General features: G+C 72.8%; 9 protein-coding genes (1 of these 9 running past the window's edge). 3 read left to right on the top strand and 6 right to left on the bottom strand.

Features of this window, described 5'->3' with window-relative positions:
- The first annotated feature begins 193 nt into the window (after positions 1-193).
- Both uriH and uriT read left to right on the top strand, forming a co-directional pair.
- Positions 194-1,141 carry a uridine-preferring nucleoside hydrolase UriH gene (gene uriH / locus ACZ4D5_RS22645; protein WP_467774186.1) on the top strand — a complete coding sequence of 316 codons (948 nt, stop codon included), beginning with the start codon at positions 194-196 and terminating at the stop codon, positions 1,139-1,141.
- A complete protein-coding gene (uriT, locus tag ACZ4D5_RS22640) occupies positions 1,138-2,592 on the top strand; it encodes a uridine transporter UriT (RefSeq protein WP_467774185.1) in 1,455 nt (484 codons plus the stop codon). The genes uriH and uriT overlap by 4 nt, the downstream gene beginning before the upstream one ends.
- A 72-nt stretch (positions 2,593-2,664) precedes the next feature.
- Here uriT and ACZ4D5_RS22635 read toward each other — a convergent pair whose 3' ends face one another.
- From ACZ4D5_RS22635 to ACZ4D5_RS22610, 6 genes are read right to left on the bottom strand one after another with little or no spacing between them, the layout of a single operon-like run.
- Positions 2,665-3,777 carry an HAD-IIIC family phosphatase gene (locus ACZ4D5_RS22635; RefSeq protein ID WP_467774184.1) on the bottom strand — a complete coding sequence of 371 codons (1,113 nt, stop codon included), beginning with the start codon at positions 3,775-3,777 and terminating at the stop codon, positions 2,665-2,667.
- Between the two features lie 31 nt (positions 3,778-3,808).
- Positions 3,809-4,804: a 3-oxoacyl-[acyl-carrier-protein] synthase III C-terminal domain-containing protein gene (locus tag ACZ4D5_RS22630; protein WP_467774183.1), complete on the bottom strand. Its 996-nt coding sequence runs from the start codon at positions 4,802-4,804 to the stop codon at positions 3,809-3,811.
- Complete coding sequence (locus ACZ4D5_RS22625) at positions 4,801-5,901, bottom strand: acyl-CoA dehydrogenase family protein (RefSeq protein ID WP_467774182.1); 1,101 nt, start codon at positions 5,899-5,901, stop codon at positions 4,801-4,803. Before ACZ4D5_RS22625 ends, ACZ4D5_RS22630 begins: the two co-directional genes overlap by 4 nt.
- Complete coding sequence (locus ACZ4D5_RS22620) at positions 5,894-6,175, bottom strand: acyl carrier protein (protein ID WP_467774181.1); 282 nt, start codon at positions 6,173-6,175, stop codon at positions 5,894-5,896. Before ACZ4D5_RS22620 ends, ACZ4D5_RS22625 begins: the two co-directional genes overlap by 8 nt.
- 14 nt (positions 6,176-6,189) lie before the next feature.
- Positions 6,190-6,855, bottom strand: a complete 666-nt coding sequence (locus tag ACZ4D5_RS22615) for an O-methyltransferase (protein WP_467774180.1) — start codon at positions 6,853-6,855, stop codon at positions 6,190-6,192.
- A complete protein-coding gene (locus ACZ4D5_RS22610; RefSeq protein ID WP_467774179.1) occupies positions 6,855-7,718 on the bottom strand; it encodes a 3-hydroxyacyl-CoA dehydrogenase family protein in 864 nt (287 codons plus the stop codon). Before ACZ4D5_RS22610 ends, ACZ4D5_RS22615 begins: the two co-directional genes overlap by 1 nt.
- 965 nt (positions 7,719-8,683) lie before the next feature.
- Between ACZ4D5_RS22610 and ACZ4D5_RS22605 the strand changes: the two genes are divergently transcribed.
- Positions 8,684-26,076, top strand: partial view of an amino acid adenylation domain-containing protein gene (locus ACZ4D5_RS22605; protein WP_467774178.1) — the 5' portion only. 6,202 nt of this gene lie beyond the right edge of the window; the window shows 17,393 of its 23,595 coding nt (coding positions 1-17,393); the start codon lies at positions 8,684-8,686; the stop codon falls past the right edge of the window.

Genomic DNA, 26,076 nt, shown 5'->3' with positions numbered 1-26,076 from the left:
GGGCCATTTCGCCCGTATTTGGTGGACTGTGTTCCGCCGCGGGCCGCGCCGAACCATGTCCGTTCCGGGCGAGTTTGCCGGGCTGTGTCGTCCGTCATTGACATAATTCGCAGCTGTGCACACAGTCTTGGGAGAACGTTTTCCCGAGTCGGCGTCCCGCGGCGCCGACTCAGCCGAACAAAGAGGTTCCGCGATGCCCCGAAAGATCATCCTGGACTGCGACCCCGGGCACGACGACGCGATCGCCATGCTCCTGGCGCACGGCAATCCGGATGTCGAGCTGGTCGCCGTCACCACCGTGGTGGGCAACCAGACCCTGGAGAAGGTCACCCGCAACGCCCTGTCGGTGGCCCGCATCGCGAACATCACCGGCGTCCCCTTCGCCGCCGGCTGCCCCCGTCCCCTCGTACGCGAGGTCGAGACCGCCCCGGACATCCACGGCGAGAGCGGCATCGACGGCCCGGTCATGCCCGAGCCGACCCTGGAGCTCGACTCCCGGCACGCCGTGGACCTCATCATCGACACCGTCATGGCGCACGAGCCCGGCGAGATCACCATCGTCCCCACCGCGGGCCTGACCAACATCGCCCTTGCCGCGCGCAAGGAGCCCCGCATCGTCGAGCGCGTCCGCGAGGTCGTCCTCATGGGCGGCGGCTACCACACGGGCAACTGGAGCCCGGTCGCCGAGTTCAACATCAAGATCGACCCCGAGGCCGCGCACATCGTCTTCAACGAGAGCTGGCCGGTCACCATGGTCGGCCTCGACCTGACCCACCAGGCCCTCGCCACCCCCGAGGTCGTCGAGCGCATCGCGAAGGTGGGCACCAAGCCCGCCGTCTTCGTCAACGAGCTCCTCGACTTCTTCGGCGCCATGTACCTGGAGGCCCAGGGCTTCGACGCGCCGCCGGTCCACGACCCGTGCGCCGTCGCCTACGTCATCGACCCGAGCGTCATGACCGTCCGCAAGGCCCCCGTGGACATCGAACTCACCGGCACCCTCACCCTCGGCATGACCGTGACGGACTTCCGCGCGCCCGCCCCCGACGACTGCCACACCCAGGTCGCCGTCGACCTGGACCACCAGCGCTTCTGGGACCTCATCGTGGACGCCCTCGAACGGATCGGTGACGTGCGCGCATGAACGCCTCCTTCACCGAACCGGCCGCCGCCCCCGGCGGCGGCATGCGGGGCTCACGCCCCGTCCGCATCGGCGTCCTGGTCACCGCGCTCCTCGCGGCCTGCTTCGCCTTCCAGCTCAACGCGAGCATGCTCAGCCCCGCCCTGAAGAACATCGAGGACTCCCTCGGGGCGACCTCGGCCGAGGTCGGCCTGACCCAGACCGCGTTCTTCACCTCGGCCGCGCTCTTCTCGCTCTTCCTGCCGCGCCTCGGCGACCTCATCGGCCGCCGCAAGGTGCTCGCCGGAATGCTGGCGCTCATGGTCGTCGGCTGCGTCGTCGCGGCCCTCGCCGAGAGCGTGCCGCTGCTCTTCGCGGGCCGCGTCATCCAGGGCGTCTCCGGGCCCACCGTGCCGCTGTGCCTGATCATGCTCCGCAACGAGGTCCACGAGCCCAAGAAGTACGGCACCCTGCTGGGCGTCATCACCGCCGTCAACGGCGGCATCGCGGGCGTCGACTCCCTCGCGGGCGGCTTCCTCGCCGACCACTACGGCTTCCAGTCGGTGTTCTGGGTGATGGCCGCCGTGGCCGCGGTCGCCGCGCTCCTGGTCGCCACCCTGACCCCGGAGTCCAAGGCGGCGGACACCGCCGACAGCCGCATGGACTGGCCCGGCGTCACCCTCCTGGTCATCTCCGTCGGCGCGGCCCTCATCGCCCTGAACGAGGCCGGCAAGCTGGGCAAGGCGAACTGGCCGCTGGTCGCGGGTCTGTTCGTCGTCACCGCCGTCGCCTTCGCCCTGTTCTGGCGCACCGAGGACCGCAGCAGCCACCCCCTGGTCGCCACCCGGCACCTGCGCCAGCGCTCCACCTGGGCGCTGCTGCTCACCACGGTGCTCACCATGACCGGCGTCTTCGCCGTCATGAACGGCATGATCCCGGCCTTCGCCCAGGACGCGGAGGCGGGCTTCGGCATGACCGCCGAGCAGTCCGCCTGGTGGACCCTGACGCCGTACGCCCTCGCGGGCCTCGCGATGGGCCCCCTCGCCGGGCGCCTGGCCGCCACGTACGGCTACGGCCGCATCCTGCGGATCGGCCTGATCGGCTCGGCCGTGACGGTCACCCTGATGCTGTTCACGTTGCACGCCGACTCGCGGCTGCTGCTCCTCGCGGCGTCGATCCTCATCGGCGTCACCTACGCGGGCGTGGGCAACATCGTCCTCAACGGCCTCGGCATCGTGCTCTCGCCGAAGGAGAACCCGGGCTTCCTGCCGGGCCTGAACGCGGGCGCGTTCAACCTCGGCGCGGGGCTCAGCTTCGCCGTCCTGTACGCCGTGCAGACCGCCGCGGCACCGGCCGACAAGACCTCGCCCGCCGGATACACGGCGGGCATGATCGCCGGAGTCGTCCTCATCGCGGCGGCCTTCGTGACGTCCTTCCTCATCCCGAAGCCGGTGGAGGCCGAAGCCACGGAGTGAGCCCGCCGACCGGTGGAGCGAGCCCGCGGTCCCGGTCCGCGCCACGGCTCGGTCGTGGCGCGGACCGGCGGTTCACTCCGCGGCGGGCACCCACTCGACGGGCTCGTGCGGGGAGCCGAACAGGCGGGGGGCGAGGACCCTGAGGTGCGCGGGCGGGTCCTGGCGGGTGGGGGCGAGGACGAGGGTCTGCACCCCCTCCGCGTCCGCGTCGCCGCCCGTGTCCCGCATCCGCTCGGGTGCCTCCTGGAACCCCGCGAAGCGGTAGGCGACCTCCATCATGCGGTTGCGTTCCGTACGCCGGAACCCGGCCGTCAGCGGCACCCCGGCCCGCGCCGCCTCGTCGGTGAGCCAGCGCAGCAGCGCCGCCCCCACACCGAAGGACACCACGCGGCAGGAGGTGGCGAGGAGCTTGATGTGCCAGGTGTCGGGGCGCCGCTCCAGCAGGATCACGCCGATCGCGCCGTGCGGACCGAAGCGGTCGGTGAGCGAGGCCACGAGCACCTCGTGCCGCTCGTCCGCGACCAGGGCGCGCAGCGCCTCGTCGGAGTAGTGCACCCCCGTCGCGTTCATCTGGCTGGTGCGCAGGGTCAGTTCCTCGACCCGGGCGATCTCCTCGTCGCCCGCGCGCTCGACGCGCAGGTCCAGGGAGAGCGAGCGCAGGAACTCCTCGTCGCTGCCCGCGTGTTCGGTGCGCTCGGCCTCCCTGCGGATCCCCGCCTGGTACATCTGCCGCCGGCGGCGTGCGTCGCCGGTCACCACGGGCGGCGTGAACTCCGGCAGGTCCGGCAGCCCGAGCGCGTCCTCCGCCGGATAGCAGCGGACCTCGGGATGGTGGAACGCGACCTCGGCGCGCTCGGTCGGCTGGTCGTCGATGAAGGCGATCGTCCCCATCGCGAAGTTCAGCTCCTGGGCGATCGAGGCGACCGAGGCGGACTTGACGCCCCAGTTGATGCGCGGCAGCACGAAGTACTCGGCGAGGCCGAGCTTCTCCAGCTGCCCCCAGGCGTGGTCGTGGTCGTTGCGGCTCGCGACCGCCTGGAGGATGCCGCGTTCGTCGAGCGCGACGATCACGTCGCGCAGCCCCTCGTGCAGGACCACCTCGCCGTCCTCCACGAGCGTGCCGCGCCACAGGGTGTTGTCCAGGTCCCAGACCAGGCACTTGACGGTCGGCTGCGGTTCGGTCACCGGCTTGCTCCCTCTTCGTCTCGGGGCGCGTTCACACTTCCCACAACGTCACCGTCCAGGCGGCCACCGGGCTGTTGCTGAGCACGAGGACGTGCTGCCCGGTCGCCAGCTCCCCGGAGGCGAGGAGGCGGTCGAGGTTGAGGACGACGTCCATCGGGCCGAGGTGGCCGAGCTCCGCCAGGTGCGTGGCGCAGACCGGGTGGATCGGCAGCTCCAGCGTGGTCCTGTAGAACTGGAAGGCACTCGCGGTGACGTTCTGCATGAGGGTGGCGGCCACCGCGTCCCTGCCGAGACCCGCGTCCGCGAGGACCTGGTCGACGAGCTTGCCGAGCCGCGTACGGCTGTGCATGGCGAGCTCGAAGGAGTAGCGGTCGTTGTCGGCGCACTCCTCGCGCCACTGGGACCAGGGATGGTGCTTGTAGTCGACCTTGAACAGGTCGTGGAAGGAGCTGTCGGCCTCCATGCGGTGCGCCTTGAGCACCGGGCGCCCGCCTCGGACCAGTGTCATCGCGAACGCGCCGTCGCCCACCACGGTGACGGGGCGGCGCACGCGGTCGGCCGCGGTGGGGCGGCTGCCGTAGGTGATCAGGACGCTCTTGCGGGACGGGTCGCCGAGGAGGAGATCGCGGCCCAGGCCCCAGGCGGCCGACGAACCGGCGCAGCCCAGGCCGTCGACGGTGAACGGGAAGGTGCCGGCGAGACCGGCGAGGTGCGCGATCTTCCCCGAGTCCGAGCCGATCAGCACGTCAGGGGCCCGCGACCCGATGTGCAGCAGCAGGTCGGGGACGTCGGGCTGCCCGGCGAGCAGCTCGCGGCAGGCGCGTGCGGCGAGTTCGGTCGGCTCGGTGTCGGGGAAGACGCCGACGGACTTGATGCCCGCCTGCTCGGCGAACTTCAGCTCCTCGTCGGTGAGACGGGCCAGTTCGGGCAGGTCCGCGACGGACGTCCGCTCGTCCGGCAGCAGGCAGTGGATCGCGCCGATGCCCACGGCTGCGGTCCGGTTCGTCGGGGCGGTCGGGGTCGTCATGCCACACCTTCCAACGCGCGTTCCGCGAGGATCAGCTGGCAGATCTCCTCGCTGCCCTCGATGATCTGCATCAACTTGGCGTCGCGGTAGGCGCGGGCCACCGCTTCGCCGTCCACGGACCCCGCGGAGGCGAGGACCTGCACCGCGGTGGACGCGGCGTGCGCGGCCTGGCCCGCGGCGACGTGCTTGGCGAGCACCGCCGCGCCGGACAGCTCGGCGGAACGGGTGTCCCAGCAGCCCGCGGCGTGCTCGCACACCCGGGTCGACGTCTGCTCGGCGACCACCAGCTCCGACAGGTGACGGGCGATCAACTGGTGCTGCCCGAGCGGCTTGCCGAACTGCTCACGGGTACGGGCGTGGGAGGCGGCGGCCCGCAGACAGCTGCGGATGATGCCGACGCAGCCCCACGCGACCGAGAGGCGGCCGTAGGTGAGGGCGATCGTGGTGAGCAGGGCGAGGGACTGGCTCGCGCCCGAGAGCACCTTGGCGGCGGGCAGGCGTACGCCGTCGAGCACCACGTCGGCGTGCCCGGCCGCGCGGCAGCCGAGGGGCTGGGGAACGGGCCGCACCGTCACGCCGGGGGTGTCGGTGGGGACCACCACGGCCGCGGCCTCGTCCCGGTAGCGGCCGAAGACCACGACGACGTCGGCGTAGGCGGCCGCGGTCGACCACACCTTGTGGCCGCTCAGGACCACCTCGTCGCCGTCGTCCACGATCGTGGTGCTGATCGCCGCGAGGTCGCTGCCGGCCTGCGGCTCGCTGAACGCCACGGCGGCCAGGCCGCCCTGGGTGAGCCGGGCGAGCTCGTCGGCGCGCTGGCGCCGCGTGCCGAACCGCTGGATCGTCCACGCCGCCATGCCCTGCGAGGTCATCACGCTCCGCAGCGAGCTGCACAACGCGCCCGCGTGGGCGGTGAGTTCACCGTTCCGGAGACCCGTCAGGCCGCGCCCGCCGAACTCGGTGGGGACCTCCGCGCACAGCGCGCCCTTGGCGCCGAGCCCGCGGAGCACCTCCAGCGGGATCGCCCCTGCCAGGTCCCACGCGGCGGCCCGGTCGCCGACCTCCGCGCCGATCAGGTCCCGGAGTTCGTCACTCACCGGCGTCGGCCCCGGCGAGACGGAGCACGAGCTCGGTCATGGCGTTCACCGTACGGAAGTTGTCGATCCTGAGGTCGGGCCCTTCGACGGCGAGGTCGAAGGTCTTCTCCACGTGGACCACCAGCTCCATCGCGAAGAGGGAGGACACCCCGCCGGTGGCGAACAGGTCGGTGTCCGCCGCCCAGTCGGTCTTGGTGCGCTCCGTCAGGAACCGCTTCAGCTCGGTCCGGACGTCGTCCGCCGATATCTGACGGGTCGTGGTGGGCTCGCTCATCTCCGCGCTTCCTCTCAGGGCTTCTTGTGGACGAGGGTGAGGCCGTCCGCGACGGCGAGCATGGAGATGTCCACGCGGTCGTCGTCACGCAGCAGGGTGTTGAGTTCGCGAATGGCCAGGGTGTCCGGGTCCTGCGCGGCCGGATCGACGACCTTGCCGAAGAAGAGGGTGTTGTCGAGGACGAGCAGACCGCCCGGACGGACCAGGGCGAGCGACTGCTCGTAGTAGCGGAGGTAGTTGGCCTTGTCGGCGTCGACGAAGGCCAGGTCGAAGCTGCCCGCGCCGCGCTCGGTGGCGAGCATGCCGAGCGTCTCGGCGGCGTCCCCGATCCGGAGGTCGATCCGGTCGGCGACACCGGCGCGCTCCCAGTAGCGCCGGGCGATGCGGGTCCAGCGCTCGCTGATGTCGCAGGTGACGACCGTGCCGTCGGGCGGCAGGGCGCGCGCCATGCACAGGCTGCTGTAGCCGGTGAAGGTGCCGACCTCCAGGACGCTGGAGGCGCCGGTCACCCGCACCAGCAGGGCGAGGAGCTGGGCCTCCTCCGGCAGGACCAGCATCGCCTGCAGCATCGGCATGCCGGAGGTCTCGGCGCGCAGATCGCTCAGCACGTCGTCATCGCGCAGCGACATCTGCCGTACGTAGTCGAGGAGTTGCTCGTCCGCGGCAAGCTGACCGGCCATCAGGAGACCACTCCCGTATAGGTGTAGAAGCCCTGTCCGCTCTTGCGGCCGTGCTCGCCGTCGCGGACCATGCGCAGCAGCAGGTCGCACGGGCGGCAGCCCTCGTCGCCGGTGCGCTGGTGCAGCACCCACAGCGAGTCGACGAGGTTGTCGATGCCGATCAGGTCGGCGGTGCGCAGCGGCCCTGTGCGGTGTCCCAGGCACTCCTGCATCAGCGTGTCGACGTCCTCGGCGCCGGCCCGCCCCTCCTCGACCACGCGCGCCGCGTCGTTGATCATGCGGTGCAGCACGCGGCTGGTGACGAAGCCGGGCCCGTCGCCGACGAAGACGCCGCGGCGGCCGAGCGCCGCCAGGAGCCGGCCCACCGAGTCCACCGCGCGCTGCGCCGTGCGCGAGCCGCGGATCACCTCGACGGTGCCGATCAGGTATGTGGGATTCATGAAGTGGACGCCGAGCAGCTGCTCGGGGCGCGGCAGCTTGCCCGCGAGCTCGTCGACGGGGATGGACGAGGTGTTGGTGACGAGCGCGGTCTCCGCGCCCACGATCCCGGCCACCTCGGTGAGCGCCGCGGCCTTGAGCCCGGCCTCCTCGGTGATGGCCTCGATCACCACGTCCACGCCCGCGCAGTCGGCCGCCGAGGCGCCGGTGGTCAGTTCCCCGCGGGGTGTCTCGGTGCGTACGCCCATGAGCTGCGCGGTGCGCAGTTCGCGCTCGATCCTGGCCGGGGCGTCCGCCCGCTTCCTCGGATCGGTCTCGATCAGGACGACCGGGACGCCCCGTGCGAGAGCCAGCGTCGTGATGCTGACCCCCATGACGCCGGCGCCCAGAACGGCCAGCCGAGGGGTTGGTTCTTCCTCTGTCACCGCGTACCTCCCCTTACCTGGCGGTTGACATCAATGAATCGTTCGCTCGGGAAGACGGATAAGGGCTGATGAGGGCTTTGGGGCGAGGCTTCCTCGCCGCGTACCGGGACAGGGAAAGGGCGGACACTTCCTGACGGAAGGTGCCGTTTCAGAAGTCATGAGGCCTAGGCCAATCAGAAGTCGCAAGGCCTAGGCCAATGCGATGTTCCGCACCTCGCAGGACGATGCCGTGGCCCTCCCCTTCGATCCGACGACGCATGACCGTAGCATGATTGTTCAGGGAGATGGCCAGATGTCATTCACTCGTCTATCGGGAGGCGGGGCTAAATGCCGGACGGCCTGCACTTATTCGTTTGTTGATCTCTCCTCCTCTGTTCTCTGCACCTTTCTATGAATAACTCTGGCGTGTGGGGGGAAGTGGCTCCGGATGCTTACGGGCCGTGTACGGGTGCTACCGACGGTAGGCCCCCAACGTCGCCCGCTTACTGCCCGGTTGTGTTCGCTCTGTGCCACGGCTGGCCGAAAGTGAACGTCCGGAATGCCGGGTTTTGTGAGTGGTTTAGAACTCGACGGAACGGAGAGTTCCGTGGTCAAAGCGGGTGTTGCCCAGCGTAGTTGAATGGGGTACGAATGCATGTGAGATGTGAAGATCAAGTGGTTGCCGATGCTGGATATCCAATGTTAGATTCCGGTTGACGAGTGAAGCTGACGGGGGGTCGACTCAGAGCGTGCCTACAGACAGTGACATAAGCAGAGTTGTCGGACGTGGTATTTCCGTCCGCTTTACTTGGATGTGAGTTCCGATCCATTGCGGATCGCACCGCACGTAGCGGATCGTGACGTCTTGCTGTTTCTCTTCAGCTTGATTTGATGAATTGTTAACCCGGCGCTGCGCCCCTTTGTGGTGCAGTGCTGCGGGCTTGCCGCAATTCGCGCCTCCAGGCACCCGGATGAGACGAAGGTCTATGGACGACAAGCGTGCTCTTCTCCTGAAACTGCTGGCCTCCGTGCAGCAGCAGGCCGCTCCCGCTCCCGACCCCTCGAAGGAGGCCGCGTCGAGGGAGGGCGAGGACATCGCGGTCATCGGGCTCGCGGGACGCTTCCCCGCGGCGCGGACCCCGGACGAGCTGTGGCGCAACGTCGTCGAGGGCCGCAACTGCGTCGGCGAGGTGCCCGCCGACCGCTGGGACGTGGACGAGCACTACCACCCCGACTCCAAGGACGGGCGCGGCTACAGCAAGTGGGCCGGCTGGCTCGACGACGTCGACAAGTTCGACCCGCTGCTCTTCCAGATCTCGCCCTCCGACGCCGAGGAGATGGACCCCCAGGAACGGCTTTTCCTGGAGTCCGCGTGGACGGCCGCCGAGGACGCCGGGTACGCGCCCCGAGGGCTCGGCGCGCACGGGCCCGTGGGTGTCTTCGCGGGCGTCATGAACAACGACTACGAATGGCTGGCGGGGGAGAGCAGCGCCTTCGGCGTGTCCACGCACGCCCGGTCCGCCCACTGGTCGATCGCCAACCGCGTCTCCTACGTGCTCGACCTGCACGGCCCCAGCCTCACCGTCGACAGTGCCTGCTCGGCCTCGCTCACCGCCGTCCACCTGGCCTGCGAGAGCCTGCGGCGCGGCGAGTGCGCCACGGCGATCGCCGGCGGGGTCAACCTCATCCTGCACCCCATGCACCTACGGATGCTGGCGGACCGTCAGATGATCTCGCGCGGTGACCGGTGCCGCAGCTTCGGCGCGCACGCCGACGGCTTCGTGGACGGCGAGGGAGTGGGCACCGTCCTGCTCAAGCCGCTGCGCGCGGCGGAGGCCGACGGCGACCGCGTCTACGCCGTACTGAAGGGATCCGCGATCAACGCGGGCGGCAGGACCAGCGGTTACACCGTGCCGAACCCGTCCGCCCAGGCCGAGGTGATCGCCGCGGCGCTGCGCCGGGCCGACGTCGACCCGCGCACCGTCAACTACGTGGAGGCGCACGGCACCGGCACCCCCCTCGGCGACCCCATCGAGATCGCCGGACTGCGCGAGGCCTTCCGGTCCGCCGCCGGCAGCGGACCGGACCTCGCCCCGGGCAGCTGCGCCATCGGGTCGCTCAAGTCCAACATCGGGCACCTGGAGTCCGCCGCGGGCATCGCGGGCCTGACCAAGGTGCTGATGCAGCTGAAGCACGGCGTGCTCCCGCCGTCCCTGCACTCGGCCGAACTCAACCCCGACATCGACCTGTCCGGCACCCCCTTCCACGTACAGCAGGAAGCCGCGCCCTGGCACCGCGTCGTGGTGCGTGACCAGGACGGCGGGGAAAGGGAGTTGCCCCGCAGGGCGGGCATCAGCTCGTTTGGCGGCGGCGGGGCCAACGCGCACCTGATCGTCGAGGAGTACCGGGGGAGCGGGGCGTCCGCGGCGCCCGCGACGCGCGGTGGTTCCCCCGAGCTGATCGTGCTCTCCGCGCTGAGCGAGGAGCGCCTTCGGGTCTGTGCGCGCGAGCTCGCCGACTTCCTGGACGGGCGCCACGAAGAGCGGCGGGACGCGGGCCGTGCGGTCTCCGGGGAGTCGCTCGACACATGTCTGCGGGTCGCCGCCGACGTCCTGCGGGTGCGGCCCGACGACCTGGACGCCGACCTGGAGCTCGCCGAGTACGGTCTGGGCGCGGCCGAACTGGCCGGGCTCAGCGAGCGGCTCGGTCTGGACCACACCGTCTCCGGGAAGACCTCGCTGCGCGAACTTGCCCGTACGGAGGCGGAGTCGGGGCCGTCCGCACTCGCCGCCCTCTCCCTCGCGGACGTGGCACACACGCTGCGTGTCGGCAGGGAGCAGCTGGACGTCAGACTCGCCTTTCCGGCCGCCGAACTCGACGAGGTACGCGCGGTGTTGAGCGCGGTCGCGGCCGGTACGGAGAGTGACGTCGAGCTCAACGACGCCGCCCGCACCCGCCGTTCGCTGGACCGGGACGCGTCGGACCGCCTCGCCCGCGCCCTGGCCGACGGCGACCTCGCGGCGGCCGCCCGTCTGTGGACCCAGGGCGTGGAGGCGCGGTGGCCGGACAGCGGCGCGCGGCGGATCGGCCTGCCCACGTATCCCTTCGCCCGCAAGCGCTATTGGATACCGCTGCCGGAGCGGAGCGCCGCGACCGCCGTGGACCCGGTCGTCGCCGCGAACCCGGTCAGCGCCTCGAATCCGGTCAGCGCCTCGAATCCGGTTGCCGCCTCGAATCCGGTCACCACCCCGGCGAAGGACCTCATACGTATGCCGGACCCCATACGTGCGTCGTCGGACCCCATACGTGCGTCGGATCCCGTACGGACGTCGGATCCCATACGTGCGTCGGATCCCGTACGGACGTCGGATCCCGTACGGACGTCGGGCCTCATCCGTACGTCCGCGCAGGACCCCGAAGGCGACTCGCTCGACCCCGCCCTCGGTTTCTACCAGCCCTGCTGGGCCCCCGAAGACCTCCCGGCCTCGGCCCCCGCCTCCTCTGCCGCCCCCGCTTCCGCCGGTCCCGGCCAGGTGGTCGTGCTGACCGCGGGCGAACCCGACGCCCTCGCCGAGGCCCTGCTCCGGCACCACCCCGGAGCCCGCCTCCTCCGCCTGGACCGCGACGATCCGGCGGCCCTGCCCCCCGAACCGGTGCGGCACCTCTTCCACCTCGGCGGCCTGCGCCGCCCGGACGGCCTCGACGCCGCCCTGCGCGACGGTGTGCTCGCCCTGTTCCGCGCCCTCGGCGACCGGACCACGCCGGACGGCGCGGGCCCCCGGATCACCGTGGTGACCGCGGGCGCGCACGGTGACAACCCCCACGCGGCGGGCATCCTCGGCTACGTCCAGGTCCTCGCCGCCGAATACCCCGGACTGGACGTCACCTGCGTCGACCTGGCCGACACCGCACCGGCCGACGCGCTGGCCGCGGTCCTCGCCGAGCCACCGCACCCGGCGGGCCGTGCCGTCCTGCTGCGCGGCGGCCGCCGCCACGTCCGGCAGCTGGTGAAGACGCCCGTGCCCGCGACCGGCCGCTCCCCGTACCGCACCGGCGGCACCTATCTGATGGTCGGCGGCAGCGGCGGCATCGGCCGCGCCCTCTCCGAGGAACTCGCGCGGCGCCACCGCGCCAATGTGGTGTGGATCAGCCGCGGCGAGCTCGGTCCCGAGCAGCTGGCCACCGCGGAGCGGGTGCGGGCGGCGGGCGGACGGCTGCTGCACCTGCGCGCCGACGCCGCCGACCCCGCCGCGCTGCGCGAGGCCGTCGCCGAGGCCGGACGGCAGTTCGGCCGGCTCCACGGCGTGTTCCACGCCGCCATGACCTTCAACGCCAGCACCATCGCCGAACTCACCGAGCCCGAACTGCGCGCCGCGCTCGCCGCGAAGGTCGACGGCTCGCTCGCACTGACCGCCGCGCTGGGCGACGAGCCGCTGGACTTCCTCGCGTTCTTCAGCTCGGTGGGCTCCTTCGTGAGCGCCGCGGGCAACGCCGCCTATGTGGCGGCCAGTTCCTTCCAGGACGCCTACGCTCGCTCGCTCTCCACCCAACTCCCCTATCCCGTACGGGTGGTGAACTGGGGCTACTGGGGCCTCGTCGGCTCGGGCGCGCAGCCCGGGCTCCGGGAGATCTTCCGCAGGACCGGCGTCGCCGAGTTCACGGTGAGCGAAGGGCTCGACGCGCTGGAGCGCGTGCTCGTCCACGGTCTCGTCCAGGTCATGCCGATCCGCGCCGACCTGCGGGCCCTCGAAGCACTCGGCCACCGTCCCTCCGCGCTGGCCGGAAGGTTCGCAACGCCCGCGCCTGCGGGGCCCGGCGCCGACGCCGTCCTGGCCGGCTACGACCGGCTCTCCGCGCTCTGCGACACCGCGCTGCTCGGCGTCTACCAGCGCATGGGTGCCTTCACGCGGCCCGGCGAGCGGGACAGCGCGAGCGCCCTCGCCGACCGGCTCGGCATCGTCCCCAAGTACCACCGCCTGCACGCCGCCCTGCTCAACATCCTGGCCGAGGCCGGACATCTGACCGTGCGCGGCGACACGGTCGAGCTGCTCGCCCTCGCGGACGGCACGGGCCTCGACCACGCCGAGCGGGAGCTGGACCGGATCGCCGCCGACCACCCCGACATCTCGGCCACCGTCGAGCTGACCCGGCTGTTCCTGCGGAGCTACCCGCAGGTGCTGCGCGGCGAGATCGGCGCCACCGAGATCATGTTCCCCCACGCGTCCATGGAGCTCGTCCAGGACTTCTACCGGGGCAACCCGCTCACCGACTCCCTCAACGAACTCGCCGCCGACGCGGTCGCCGAGCACGCCCGGCGGCGGGTGCCGGAACTCGGCGCCGACGAACGGCTGCGCGTCGTCGAGTTCGGCGCGGGCACCGGCGCGACCACCGACCGCATCCTGCCGGTCCTGTCGGCCTGGGCCGACCGCGCCGAGTACGTCTTCACCGACATCTCGCCGCAGTTCCTGGAGAGCGCCGAGCAGCGCTTCGGCGACCGCCATCCGTTCACCCGCTTCCGTACGCTCAACCTCGAACGGGGCCTGGCCGAGCAGGGGTTCGCGCCCGGCAGCGTCGACATCGTGGTGGCCACCAACGTCGTGCACGCCACCGGCGACCTGCGCCGCACGCTGCGCAAGGCCCGCGAACTCCTGCGCCCCGGCGGGTGGCTCGTGCTCAACGAACTGACGGCGATCCGCAGCAGCATCACCGTCACCGGCGGCGTCCTGGACGGCTGGTGGGCGTTCACCGACCCGGAGCTGCGCATCAAGGACGCCCCGCTTGCCGCCGCGCAGACCTGGCAGCGGCTCCTGATCGAGGAGGGCTTCGACGACGCCCTCGTCCTGGACCGCGGCGCGGCCCTCGGCCAGCACGTGATCATCGGCCAGAACGCGGGAGCGGGCACGGCGGACGTCTCCGCGGCCATGCACGGCGCCATGCCGCACGCCGCCATGCCGCACGCCGCCACGGCGCACGCAGCCACGGCGCCGGCACGCGGTGACTCGGCCCGCCCGGCCGGGCAGGGGCCGCTCTCCCGGCTCCGCGACATCGTCACGGCCACCCTGAAGCTGGACGACCCGATCGATCCGGACCGCCTCCTGTCGGACTACGGCTTCGACTCGCTCAGCGGCATGAAGATCTCCGCGGCCATCGAGGAGGACCTGGGCATCCGGCTCCGTCTGGGCGACCTGCTGCAGCACCCCACCCTGCGCGAACTCAGCGACCACGTGGCGGCGTCGGGAGCCGTGGAGCCCGGGACGGACGAGACCGGCGAGCCGCGCCCGCCGCGCGAGCCCGTGGAGTTCCCGCTCTCGGCGGGCCAGCGCGCCCTGAGCGTGATCGAACAGACCGCTCCCGGCACCTACGCGTACAACCTGCCCCTCGCGTTCTGGCTCGAGCCGGACACCGACGAGGCGGCCCTGCGCGCCGCCCTGCGGTCCATGGTCGACCGGCACCCCCAGCTGCGGGCCCGCGTCGTCGGCGGCGACCGGCAGATCGTCGACCCGCACCAGGAACTCGCCTTCGAGCGCAGGCAGTTGGCCACCAGTGACGTGACCGAGGTGCGCGAGGCCGCCAGGGAGTGCGTGCGCGAGCCCTTCGACCTGGCCCGCGGGCCCCTGCTGCGGGCCACACTGTTCGCCCTCGCGGACGGTCGGCAGGTACTGCTGCTCACCTTCCACCACATCGTCTTCGACGGCCTGTCCATCGCCGTGTTCCTGCGTGAACTGTCCGCGTTCTACCGGCAGTCCCCGCCCGCCGCCGAGCCCGCCGCGACCTTCGCCGACTTCGTCGCATGGCAGAGGGAACTGCTGGGTTCCGAGCGGGGCGAGCGGCTGCGCGCCTACTGGCTGCGACAGCTGTCCGGCGAACTGCCCGCGCTGCGGCTCCCGCTGGACCGGCCCCGCCCCGCCGTGCCGAGCTACCGGGGCGCCTCGGTCGAAGGCCGCCTGGACGCACGGCAGATCGAGGCCGCGCGACGCCTCGCGGCCGAGGAGCGGACCTCGCTCTTCGCGGTGCTGCTCGCCGTCTACACCACGCTCCTGCACCGCTACTCGCAGCAGGACCGCATCCTCGTCGGGACGCCCGTCGCCGGGCGGCCCGCCCCGAAGTACGCCGACGTGCTCGGCTACTTCATGAACATGGTCGTCCTCAAGCACGACATCGACGACGACCAGGACTTCCGCACCCTGCTGCGTGGGGTGCGGGACACTCTCGTGGAGGCCCTGGAGCACAGCGACTACCCGCTCCTGACGCTCGCTCAGGAACTCCGTGCCTCCCGCCTGTTCGACACCGCCTTCTACTTCCAGAACTGGGTGGAGGACGACGGCGACACCAGCCCCGTGGCCGAGGTGTTCCACGGCGTCCACCAGGAAGGCGAGTTCGACGTCACGCTGGAGGTCGTGGAGGAGTCAGCGGGCGCCCGGTACTGCCTCAAGTACAACCCGGACCTCTTCGACGAGGACACCGTGCGCAGACTCGGCGACCACTTCGGCGTCCTGCTCGCTTCGGCCCTCGCCACCCCCGACCAGGGGCTTGGCCGCCTGTCGCTGCAGAGCGCCGAGGAACTGCGCGGCGAAGAGGAGCGGCACCGCATCGCCCGGCGCGACTACCCCGCGCGGAGCACCCTGCCCGCGCTCCTCGCCGAGCAGGCCCGCCGCACACCCGATGCGATCGCGGTCTCCGACCGGGACACCACGCTGACCTACCGCGAACTCACCGCGCGCGTCGACGCGTTGGCGGCACGCCTGTGCCACCGCGGTGTCGCCCGGGGCTGCCGCGTCGGCGTGCTCGTCGACCGGTCCGCCGACATGCTCGTCGCCCTGCTCGGCGTCCTCGCGGCCGGGGGCGCCTATGTGCCGCTCGACCCCGACTACCCCGCCGACCGGCTGCGCTACATGGTCGAGGACGCCGGAGTGCGCCTGCTGCTCGCCCGCTCCGGGCGGAGCGCCGACCTCGGCGTGCCGGCCCTGCCGGTCGACGCGTACGACGACGGTGGCAAGGGGATCCTGCCGGCGCCGAGCGGCGGGCCCGCCGCCGACGACAGCGCCTATGTCATCTACACCTCGGGCTCCACCGGCCGTCCCAAAGGTGTTCAGGTGCCCCACCGCGCCCTGGCCAACCTGCTCCTGTCGATGGCCGAGGAGCCCGGGTTCTCGGCGGGCGACCACCTCCTGGCGCTCACCACCGTCTGCTTCGACATCGCGGCCCTGGAGCTGTTCCTGCCGCTGATCACCGGCGGCCGTGTGGAGATCGTGCCCACGGAGGTCGCCCGCGACGGCGTCCTGCTGCGCCGCCTGCTCGACGCGAGTCCGGCCACGGTCGTCCAGGCCACGCCCGCCACCTGGAAGATGCTGCTCGCCGCGGGATGGGAGGGCAGGCCCGGCCTGAAGGCGCTGTGCGGGGGAGAGGCGCTCGACCAGGACACCGCCGAGCGGCTGCTGGCCCGCGCGGGACAGGTCTGGAACATGTTCGGCCCGACCGAGACCACCATCTGGTCGGCCGTGTGCCGGCTCGCGCCCGGCGAGCGCGTCACCATCGGCCACCCTGTCGCCAACACGCTGCTGCGCGTGCTGGACACCCGCGGCAGGAAGGTCCCCGCCGGGGTGCCCGGCGAGCTGTACATCGGCGGCGCGGGCCTGGCGACGGGCTACCTGGGGCGCCCCGAGCTGACCGCCGAACGGTTCGTCACCGTCGACGGCGAGCGCCTCTACCGCACCGGCGACCTGGTGCGCACCCTGCCCGACGGCCGCATCGAGTACCTGAGCAGGCTCGACGCCCAGGTGAAGGTCCGCGGTTTCCGCATCGAACCGGCCGAGATCGAGACGGCCCTGCGCGCACAGCGCGGCGTCCGCGAGGCCGTCGTGGTCGCGCGGTGCGTCGGCGGCGACAACGTCCTGCACGCCTTCCTCGACCTGGACGAAGGCGCCGGCGTGCCGCCCCGCGAGGCGCTGGCGCAGTGGCTGCCCGCGCACATGGTCCCGGACGTCCTCGTGCCGCTGGCGGAGCTGCCGCGCACGCTGAACGGCAAGGTGGACCGCGGCAGACTGACCGACGCGCCGCTGGCCGAGCTGCGCGGGTCGGTCGGTGGCAGGGAGTCGGGCTGGGACTCGGTGCGGCCCAGGATCCGGGCGGCGGCCGAGGACTCACGCCAACTGGGCGCCCTGGTCGCAGAGTTGACCGGAATGATCGCCGAACTGCTCGGTACGGAGGCCGCGGAGATCCCCGCGGACGCGCCCCTCGGCGGGCTCGGGATGAACTCCATCAGCTTCACCACGCTGAGCACGCGGATCAGCGAGCGGTATGGGATCGAGGTCCTGCCCACGCTCTTCTACCGCCACCCGACCGTGGCCGCGGTCGCCGCGCATCTGACCGGGGCGCACGGAACGCATGGGACGCACGGGACACAGGAGACTACGGCGGCACCGGCACCGGCTCTGACCTCGGCCCCGGCACCGGCACCGGCACCGGCTCTGACCTCGGCACCGGCACCGGACTCGGCACCGGCTCTGACCCCGGCCCCGGCCCCGGCCCAGCGGACCCTGCCGGACGCCCCCTCGGCCGCCCCGGTGCCGACCGGTGACATCGCGATCGTCGGCATGGCTGGCCGCCTGCCGGGCTCCGCCGACCTCAGGGAGTTCTGGGACCACCTGGAACAGGGCAGGGACCTGGTCACGGAGATCCCCGCCGAGCGCTGGGACTGGCGGGCGCACGCGGACAACTCCCGCTCCCGCTGGGGCGGTTTCCTCACCGGAGTGGACCGCTTCGACGCCGCCTTCTTCGCCATCTCGCCGCGCGAGGCCGAGCTGATGGACCCCCAGCAGCGCCTCCTCCTGGAGGTGGTCTGGTCGGCGATCGAGGATGCCGGGTACCGCGCGTCCGACCTCGCGGGCAAACGGGTCGGCGTCTTCATCGGCACCACCAACTCCGACTACGCGGAGGTGCAGCGCGCCGCCGGGCGGTCGGCCGACGCGCACACGCTCACCGGGGCCGCGCTGTCGATCATCCCCAACCGCATCTCGTACCTCCTCGACCTGCGCGGCCCCAGTGTCGCCGTGGACACGGCCTGCTCCAGTTCGCTCACCGCCGTCCACCAGGCGGTCACCGCGCTGCGCGACGGCACCTGCGACCTCGCCGTCGCGGGCGGGGTCAGCCTGATCCTCGACCCCGGTCTCTACGAGGCCCTCAGCCGCAACGAGATGCTCAGCGAGGACGGCCGGTGCAAGGCGTTCGACGCCTCCGCCAACGGCTATGTGCGCGGCGAGGGCGTGGGCGTCGTGGTGCTGCGCGACCACGCCGCGGCCCGCGGGGACGGCGACCGGGTGGCCGCGGTCATCAAGGCGGCCGCGGTCAATCACGGCGGCCGCACCACGTCGCTCACCTCGCCCAACCCCGCCGCGCAGGCCGATCTGCTCGTCGAGGCCTATCGGTCCGCGGGCGTCGACCCGCGCACCGTCGGCTACATCGAGGCGCACGGCACCGGTACGGCGCTCGGCGACCCGATCGAGACGACCGGCCTCACCGAGGCGTTCGAGCGGCTGCGCGGGGACGCGCACGACGCAACCCCGACCACCGTCGGCGTGGGCTCCGTGAAGACCAACATCGGTCACCTGGAGGCCGCGGCGGGCATCGCGGGCCTGTTCAAGGTCGTCCTGGCGCTGCGCCACCGCACCCTGCCGGCCAGCCTCCACTTCCGCGAGCGCAACCCCTATCTCACGCTGGACGGCGGCCCGTTCGAGATCGTCGACTCCACGCGGCCCTGGCCCGCGCCGCTCGCGGCGGACGGCTCCGCGCTGCCCCGCCGGGCGGGCGTCAGCTCCTTCGGCTTCGGCGGCGCCAACGCGCACCTCGTCATCGAGGAGGCGGAGGCGGCGGACGCCGTGCCGGCCCCCGACTCGGCCGTCGACGACCTGTTCGTCCTGTCCGCCAGGTCCGAGCGCGCCCTGCGGGAGCAGGCCCGTCGCCTGGCCGCCCGCGTCCGCGCCGACGAGCCGTCGCCCGCCGACGTCGCGTACACCCTGCGCGTCGGCCGCGAGGCCATGGACGAGCGCCTCGCCTTCGTCGCCCGCGGCCGCGCCGAGCTGCTCGACCACCTCGACGCCTGCGCGGAGGGCCGCTTCGCCGAGGGCGTCCTGCGCGGGCGGGTGGGCGCCGCGCGCCGCCGCGCCGCCGCGCCGCGTGGCGCCGCCTGGCGGGACTTCGTCCGCGCGCTGTCGGCCGAACGCGACCTGGCGTCCCTGGCGCAGCTGTGGATCGACGGGGCGGACGTGGACTGGTCAGGGCTGCCCGGCGGCCGCCGGATCGACCTGCCGACGTACCCGTTCGAACCGACCCGGCACTGGGTCGACGCGCCGTCACGGGCCGGGCGGCAGGCCGCTGGCCGGGGCGGCTGCGCGCGGGCGGAGCTGCTCGACGAGAACGTCTCGACGTTCTCCGGGACCGCCTTCGTCAAGCACCTCACGGGCTCGGAGTTCTATCTCGCCGATCACCAGGTCGGCGAGGAGCGCGTGCTGCCGGGCGTCGTGTACCTGGAGATGGCGCGCCTCGCGGGCGAGCGGGCGCACGGCGACGGCGCCCCTGCCCGGGTCGCGCGCATCGACGAGGTCGTCTGGGCCGCACCCGTCGCGCTCCGCGACGGGCAGCGGCAGGACCTCCGGGTGGCCGTGGCGCCTTCCGGAGCGTTCGAGATCACGGGCGAACATCCCCATGCGCGTGGCCGCCTGGTCTTCGACGGCCAGGAAGCCGCCGCGACGGCACCTGCCCGCATCGACGCGGCCGCGGTGCGCGCCCGGTGCGACGGGCGCAGGACCCGGCAGGAGTGTTACGACCACTTCGCCGGCCTCGGCTTCGCTTACGGGCCGACGTTCCAGGTCATCGAGGAACTGGCCCTCGGCGACGGCGAGGCCATCGCCCGGCTGCGCCGCCCCGACGTCGGCGCGCACCGGTTCCACCCCTCGCTCCTCGACGGGGCGCTGCAGACCGCCGGGTGGCTCGTGCGGGGCTCGACGGCGCACCTCCCGTACGCGATCGGATCCGTGCGGATCCACGACGAGCTGCCGGCCGACTGCCTCGTGCACGCGGTCGCGGTGGAGAGCCGCGCCGACGCGCAGGTCTTCGACATCGACCTGGCCGCCCTCGACGGGACGGTGGTGGCACGGATCGAGCGGTTCACGCTGCGGGCCGTGCCGGGGGCCGAGCGCGACGGGCAGGCGCGGCACCCGGAGCCCGATGTGCACGCCTTCGAGCCGGTCTGGGAGCCCGAGCCGGTCGCCGGGTCCGCGCCGCGTGAGGCGGTCGAGCTGCTGACCGTGCTGGACACGGGGGACGGCCGCGCCCAGGAGCTGCGGGACGAACTCGCCCTGATCGCACCGGAATTGACGGTTCAGGTCAGTGGCTCGGCGGAGCGGGCCTCGCACCTCGTCCACCTGGCATCCGGCGAAGACCTCGACGAGGCGCTGCGCGGCGGCTTCCACACCGCGCTCGGCCTCTGCAGGCGGCGGATCGCCGAACACGGCGGACCTTTGCGGTACTTGTACGTCCACGAGGCCCTGCCCGGAGCGGTCGGGGCCGCGCACGCCGCGCTCGACGGCTTCGCCCGGACGATCGGCCAGGAACACCCAGGGATCCGGATGAGCGTGCTCGGCCGCGCCGACGCGCGTCCGGCCTCGTCGCGCGAACGCGCCGAGCTCGTGCTCGCCGGACTCGCGGACGGTGACGCGGAGGTGCGATCCGACGGCGGCCGACGCGCGGTGCGCGGCTGGCGCCCCGTGGAACTGCCCACGACGGACGGCGCCTCGCCGTTCGCCCGCGACGGCGCCCACCTCATCACCGGCGGCACCGGGCGGCTCGGACTGCTCCTCGCCGAACGGATCGCCCGGCACCCCGGCGCGGGCATCGTCCTCGTCGGCAGGACCCGCCCGAAGGAGCAACTCCCCGACGGCTGGCTGCACATCCAGGCCGACGTCGGCGTGCGCGCCGACGTCGAGCGTGCGGTGGACGAGGCCCGGCGCAGGTTCGGGCGCATCGCGGGCGTGGTGCACGCGGCGGGCGCCCTGAGGGACTCGCTCGCGCTGCGCAAGAGCGGCGCGGACGCCGACGCGGTGCTCGCGCCCAAGGTGCGCGGCCTGGTCCACCTGGACGAGGCGACGCGGCCTGACGCCCCCGACTACTTCGTCGCGTTCGGCTCGACCGCCGCGGTGTTCGGCAACGTCGGGCAGGCCGACTACGCGTACGCCAACAGCTTCCTCGACCACTACCTGGAGCGTCGCCCCGGCGGCGGCCTCACCGTCGACTGGTCGCTGTGGCGCGACGGCGGGATGACCATCGGCGCCGAGGCGCGGCAGGCCATGCGGCGCGAGTACGGCATGGAGCCGCTGCCGACCGAGGCCGCCCTCGACGCCCTGGAGGCCGCCCTGAGGAGCGGCGCTTCCCGGCTCCTGGTGACCGCGGGCGACCACGCCCGGATCACCGAAGCGCTGCGCGGCCGCCCCGCGGCCCGTACCGACGCGCCCGCGATCCCGGACGCGAGCGACGGTGAACTGCGCGCGCCCACCGTCGAGTTCCTGCGCGAGCTGCTGGCCGACGAGCTGAAGATGCCGCTCGACGACGTCGCGGAGGACGAGGCGTTCGACCACTACGGCGTCGACTCGCTGCTCGTGCTCAGCCTCACGCGTGCGCTGGAGGAGCGGTTCGGACCGCTCTCCAAGACGCTGTTCTTCGAGTACCTCACGATCGGTGAGCTGGCCGACTTCCTGGTCGACCGGCACGCGGCCGCGCTGCGGGACGTGCTGGCGCCGGCCGCACGGCCGGCGACCGCCCCGGCCGTGCTGCCCGCGGACGTGACGCCCGCACCGGCCGTGCGCGCCGCCGTCCCCGCGCGAGAACACGCCGACGGTGACGGGGACGACGACATCGTCATCGTCGGTGTCGCGGGCCGCTACCCGCAGGCCGACGACCTCGGACAGTTCTGGCGCAACCTCCGCGACGGCAAGGACTGCGTCGAAGAGGTCCCGAAGGACCGCTGGGACCACGACCGGTTCTACGACGCGGACCGCGACACCCCCGGCAAGACGTATGCCAAATGGGGCGGTTGGCTCTCCGACGTGGCCTCCTTCGACCCCATGTTCTTCCGCATGTCCCAGGTGGAGGCGGAGCACATCGACCCGCAGGAGCGGATCTTCCTGCAGACGGTGTGGCACCTCCTGGAGGACGCGGGTACGTCCCGCGCGGCGCTGTCGAAGGTCCGCACCGGAGTCTTCGTGGGCCTGATGTACGGCCACTACCAGCTGTACGGCGTCGACGAGGCGCTGCGCGGCGTCGGGGCGGCCACCTCGTCGTCGTACGCCTCGGTGGCCAACCGGGTGTCGTACTTCTTCGACTTCGACGGTCCGAGCGTCGCCCTCGACACCATGTGCTCGTCCTCGCTCACCGCACTCCACCTGGCCTGCCGGGCGATCAGGGACGGCGACTGCGAGGTGGCCGTGGCCGGTGGCGTCAACGTGTCGAGCCACCCGCTGAAGTACCTCCAGCTCGCCAAGGGCGGGTTCCTGTCCACCGACGGCAGGTGCCGCAGCTTCGGCGAGGGCGGCGACGGATACGTGCCCGCCGAGGGATCGGGGGCGGTGCTCCTCAAGCGGCGCTCCGCGGCCGAGGCCGACGGCGACCGCGTCCTGGCCGTGATCAGGTCGACGGCGGTCAACCACGGCGGTGCGGGCAAGGGCTTCAGCGTGCCCAACCCCAAGGCCCAGGGCGTGATGATCGGTGAGGCGCTCGACCGCGCCGGTCTGACCCCCGCCGAGCTGGACTACCTGGAGGCGCACGGCACGGGCACCTCGCTCGGCGACCCGGTGGAGATCACCGGCCTCGTCCGCGCCTTCCAGGGGCACGACCTGGACGGGGTGCGCATCCCGATCGGCTCCGTGAAGTCCAACATCGGCCACGCCGAGTCGGCCGCCGGCATGGCCGCGCTCACCAAGGTCCTGCTGCAGCTGCGCCACCGGGAGCTGGTGCCCTCGCTGCACGCCGAGAGCCTGAACCCCCACCTCGACCTGGACGCCACCCCCTTCCGGCTGCAGCGCGAACCGGCCCCGTGGACGCCGCGCGTCGACGCCGTGGGCCGCCCCCTGCCCCGTACCGCGGGAATCAGCGCGTTCGGCGCGGGTGGCAGCAACGCCCACGTGATCCTGGAGGAGTTCGTGTCACCCACGCAGCCCCCCGCGCAGGCCGGCCCGCACGTGTGCGTGCTGTCCGCGCGGGACGCGGACCGGCTCGCCGAACACACCGCGCGCATGGCGGAGTTCCTCCGCGCGGAGGGCCGGGACACGCACCCGGCCGCGCTCGCCGCGACGCTGCGGACCCGCGAACCGATGACGCACCGCCTCGCCGTGGTCTTCGACGCCGTGGACGACCTCGTGGAAGCGCTGGACGCGCACCTCGCGGGGGCGGCCGCGCCGCGCGTTTTGACCGGCACCGCGACGCGGTCCGCCGCGCCCGCCGCCGACGGCTCCGCGCGTGAACTGGCGGCGGCCTGGGTCCGCGGCGCGCACGTCGCCTGGCCCGCCGGGGGGCCGCGCGTCTCCCTGCCCGGCTACCCGTTCGCGCGGGAGCGGTGCTGGCTGCCGGTCGCCGACGCGTTCCGTGCACGGCCGGACGCGCCGGAGGACCACCGGACACCGGGTGATCGACCCGTCGAGCCCGCACCGGTGGTGGGCGGAGACCCGCACGGCACCGTGCTGCTGTCGGCGCGGACACCGGTCATCGCGGGGCACCAGGTCCAGGGCCGGTCGCTGCTGCCCGCCGTCGCCCATGTCGACCTGATCGCCCGGGTGTTCCGCGACCACGGCCACCCGGTCGAGCGGATCACGGTACGCGACCTCACCGCGCTGCGGCCGCTGGACGTGACCGACGGGCCGGTCGCCGCGGAGATCCGCTGCGCCCCCGCGGGGCCCGGCCGCTGGCAGGTCACCGTCACCGACGGCGAGCCCTACGCCACGGCCGAGGTCGTCGTGGGGGACGTGCCTGTGCTCGGTGAACGGCTGGAGGGCCACCCGCAGGGCACGCCCACGCCGCTGGCCCGGACGTACCTGAGGGACGGCGACAACGGCCAGCGCTACAGCGGCGCCGCGCGCGCCGACGGCGTGGTCCGCACCGACCAGGACCAGCTCACCGCCGAACTCACCGCGCCCCAGGGCGACTTCCTCGTGCACCCGGCGCTCCTGCTCGGCGGCGCGGTGGCGGCCGGTTCGCTCCTGGACACCGCAGGCCAGGCGTACCTGCCGCTGCACCTGGCCTCCTTCCGTACGACCGGGCCGCTGACCGGACACTGCACGGCCCGCGTCCGCCGCTCCTCGGTGAGCCGGCGCGGCGAAGTCGTGCGGTTCTCCGTGGACTTCTTCGACGCGGAGGGCCGCCAGGTGGCCGAGCTGACCGAGCTGTCCAGCAAGGCGCTGACGCGAGGCGCGGTGGAGCCCGCCACGGCACAGGCGGATGGGGAAACCGGTCCCGCGCCCGCGGCAGGCCGCGTGGAGGGCTTCCTGCGGCGTCTCCTCGGCGCACGGCTCGGCCGCGCACCGGAGTCGATACCGGTGACCGCCGGCTACTACGAACTGGGCCTGGAGTCCGTGCAGGTGCTGGAGGTGGTCGAGGAGCTCCAGGACGTCGTGGGCCGGGAGCTCGAACCCACCCTGCTCTTCGAGTACACGACGGTGCGCGATCTGGCGGCGCATCTGGCGGGGAGGTTCCCGGGGGCGTTCGCGTCGGAGGGGAGCGGCCCCGCGGCCGTCGCGCCGCCGAGCCAACCGGTCGAACCGGCAACTGGGCCTGCCGGAAAGGCCGTTGACGGCCTCGACCGGCTCAAGCGCAGCTCCGTCATTCCGCCCGCCCCCGCCCCCGCGGCGCTCTCCGCCGAAGAACTCGACCGGCTGATCGCCGGACGGGTCCTGGTGCGACTCTGCGCGTCCGGCGCTTTCGCACAGTCCCGCACCGAGTCCGTGGCCGAACTCGCCCGGCGGCTGCGCGTCGTGGACAAGTACCGCCGCTGGCTCGACGAGGCGGCCCGGCTGCTCACCGCCGCCGGGCTGACACGGCAGTACGGCGACGTCCTGGAGCTCACGGCCGAGCGGCCCCCGACCCATGACACGGCATGGTCGGCGGTGCGCGAACGGTTCACGGCCGACCCGTACTGGAACGCCCAGCTGTCCCTGGTCGAGGAGTGCGTCGACCGGCTGCCCGAGATCCTCCGCGGCGCGGTGCCCGCCACCGACGTGCTCTTCCCCGGCGGCTCCATGGCCAAGCTCACCGCCGTCTACCAGGGCAACGCCGTCGCGGACCGGCTCAACGACGTCGTGGCCGAAGTGACCGCGACGGCCGTGCGCGAGCGCCTCGCCGACGACCCTTCGGCCACCGTCCGCGTCGCGGAGGTCGGCGCGGGCACCGGAGGCACCACCGCCGTCGTCCTGCCCCGCGTCGACGCGTACGCCGACCGCGTCGAGTACTGGTACACCGACCTGTCCCCGGCCTTCCTCGACCAGGCCGAACGCCGCTTCGGCCCCGGCCGTGCCTATCTGCGCTACGGCCGCTGGGACGTCGGCAAGGAGGGCGCGGGCGAGCGCCTCACCGGCGGCGACTGCGACGTGATCGTGGCGACCAACGTGCTGCACGCCACCCAGGACATCCGCCTCGTCCTGCGCAACCTGGCCGCGGCCCTGCGCCCCGGCGGCGTCCTCGTCGTCAACGAGGTCACCCGCAAGTCCGCGGTGCTCACCCTGACCTTCGGGCTCCTCGACGGCTGGTGGCTCTACGACGACGAGGAGGTACGCGTCCCCGGGGCGCCGATCCTCACCGCGCCCCGCTGGCAGGAGGTCCTCGAAGGCTCCGGGTACGACCAGGTGTGGCGGCCGGTCGCCGAACCGGACGCGTTCGGCGAGGTGTTCGTCGCCGCGCGGCGTCGCGCCGACGTCCCCGCGCCCGAAGGAACCCGGCTTCTGGCCAGGGAGTGGCGGCCCGCCGACGTCGTCGCGGGGGCCCGCCCGAACGCCGTGGCCGTCCTGGGCGCGGGACCCGACGCCCGCCGCCTCGCCGACGCCCTGCCGGACGCCGAGCTGATCGGCTCCGTCGCGGAGCTCCACGAGCGGTTCGACGCGCTCGTCGACCTGGGCGGCCTCGCGCTCGCCGACTGGCTGCCGGTGGTGCAGCGCATGGCCGGACGCGAGGCGCTGCTGCTCGGCGTCGGCACCGGGGACGCCCGCGCCGGGCTCTACCGCATGCTGCAGAGCGAGTACGCCCGGGTGCGCTCCCGCTATCTGGAGGCCGACCCCGCGGACGCCGCGCTGCCCGGCCTCGTGGCGCGCGAACTGGCCGACGGCGGCGACGACGTCGAGGTGACGTA

It is taken from the genome of Streptomyces sp. NPDC025651, from assembly GCF_055558735.1.
This window is presented reverse-complemented; position numbering and strand designations above follow the sequence as displayed.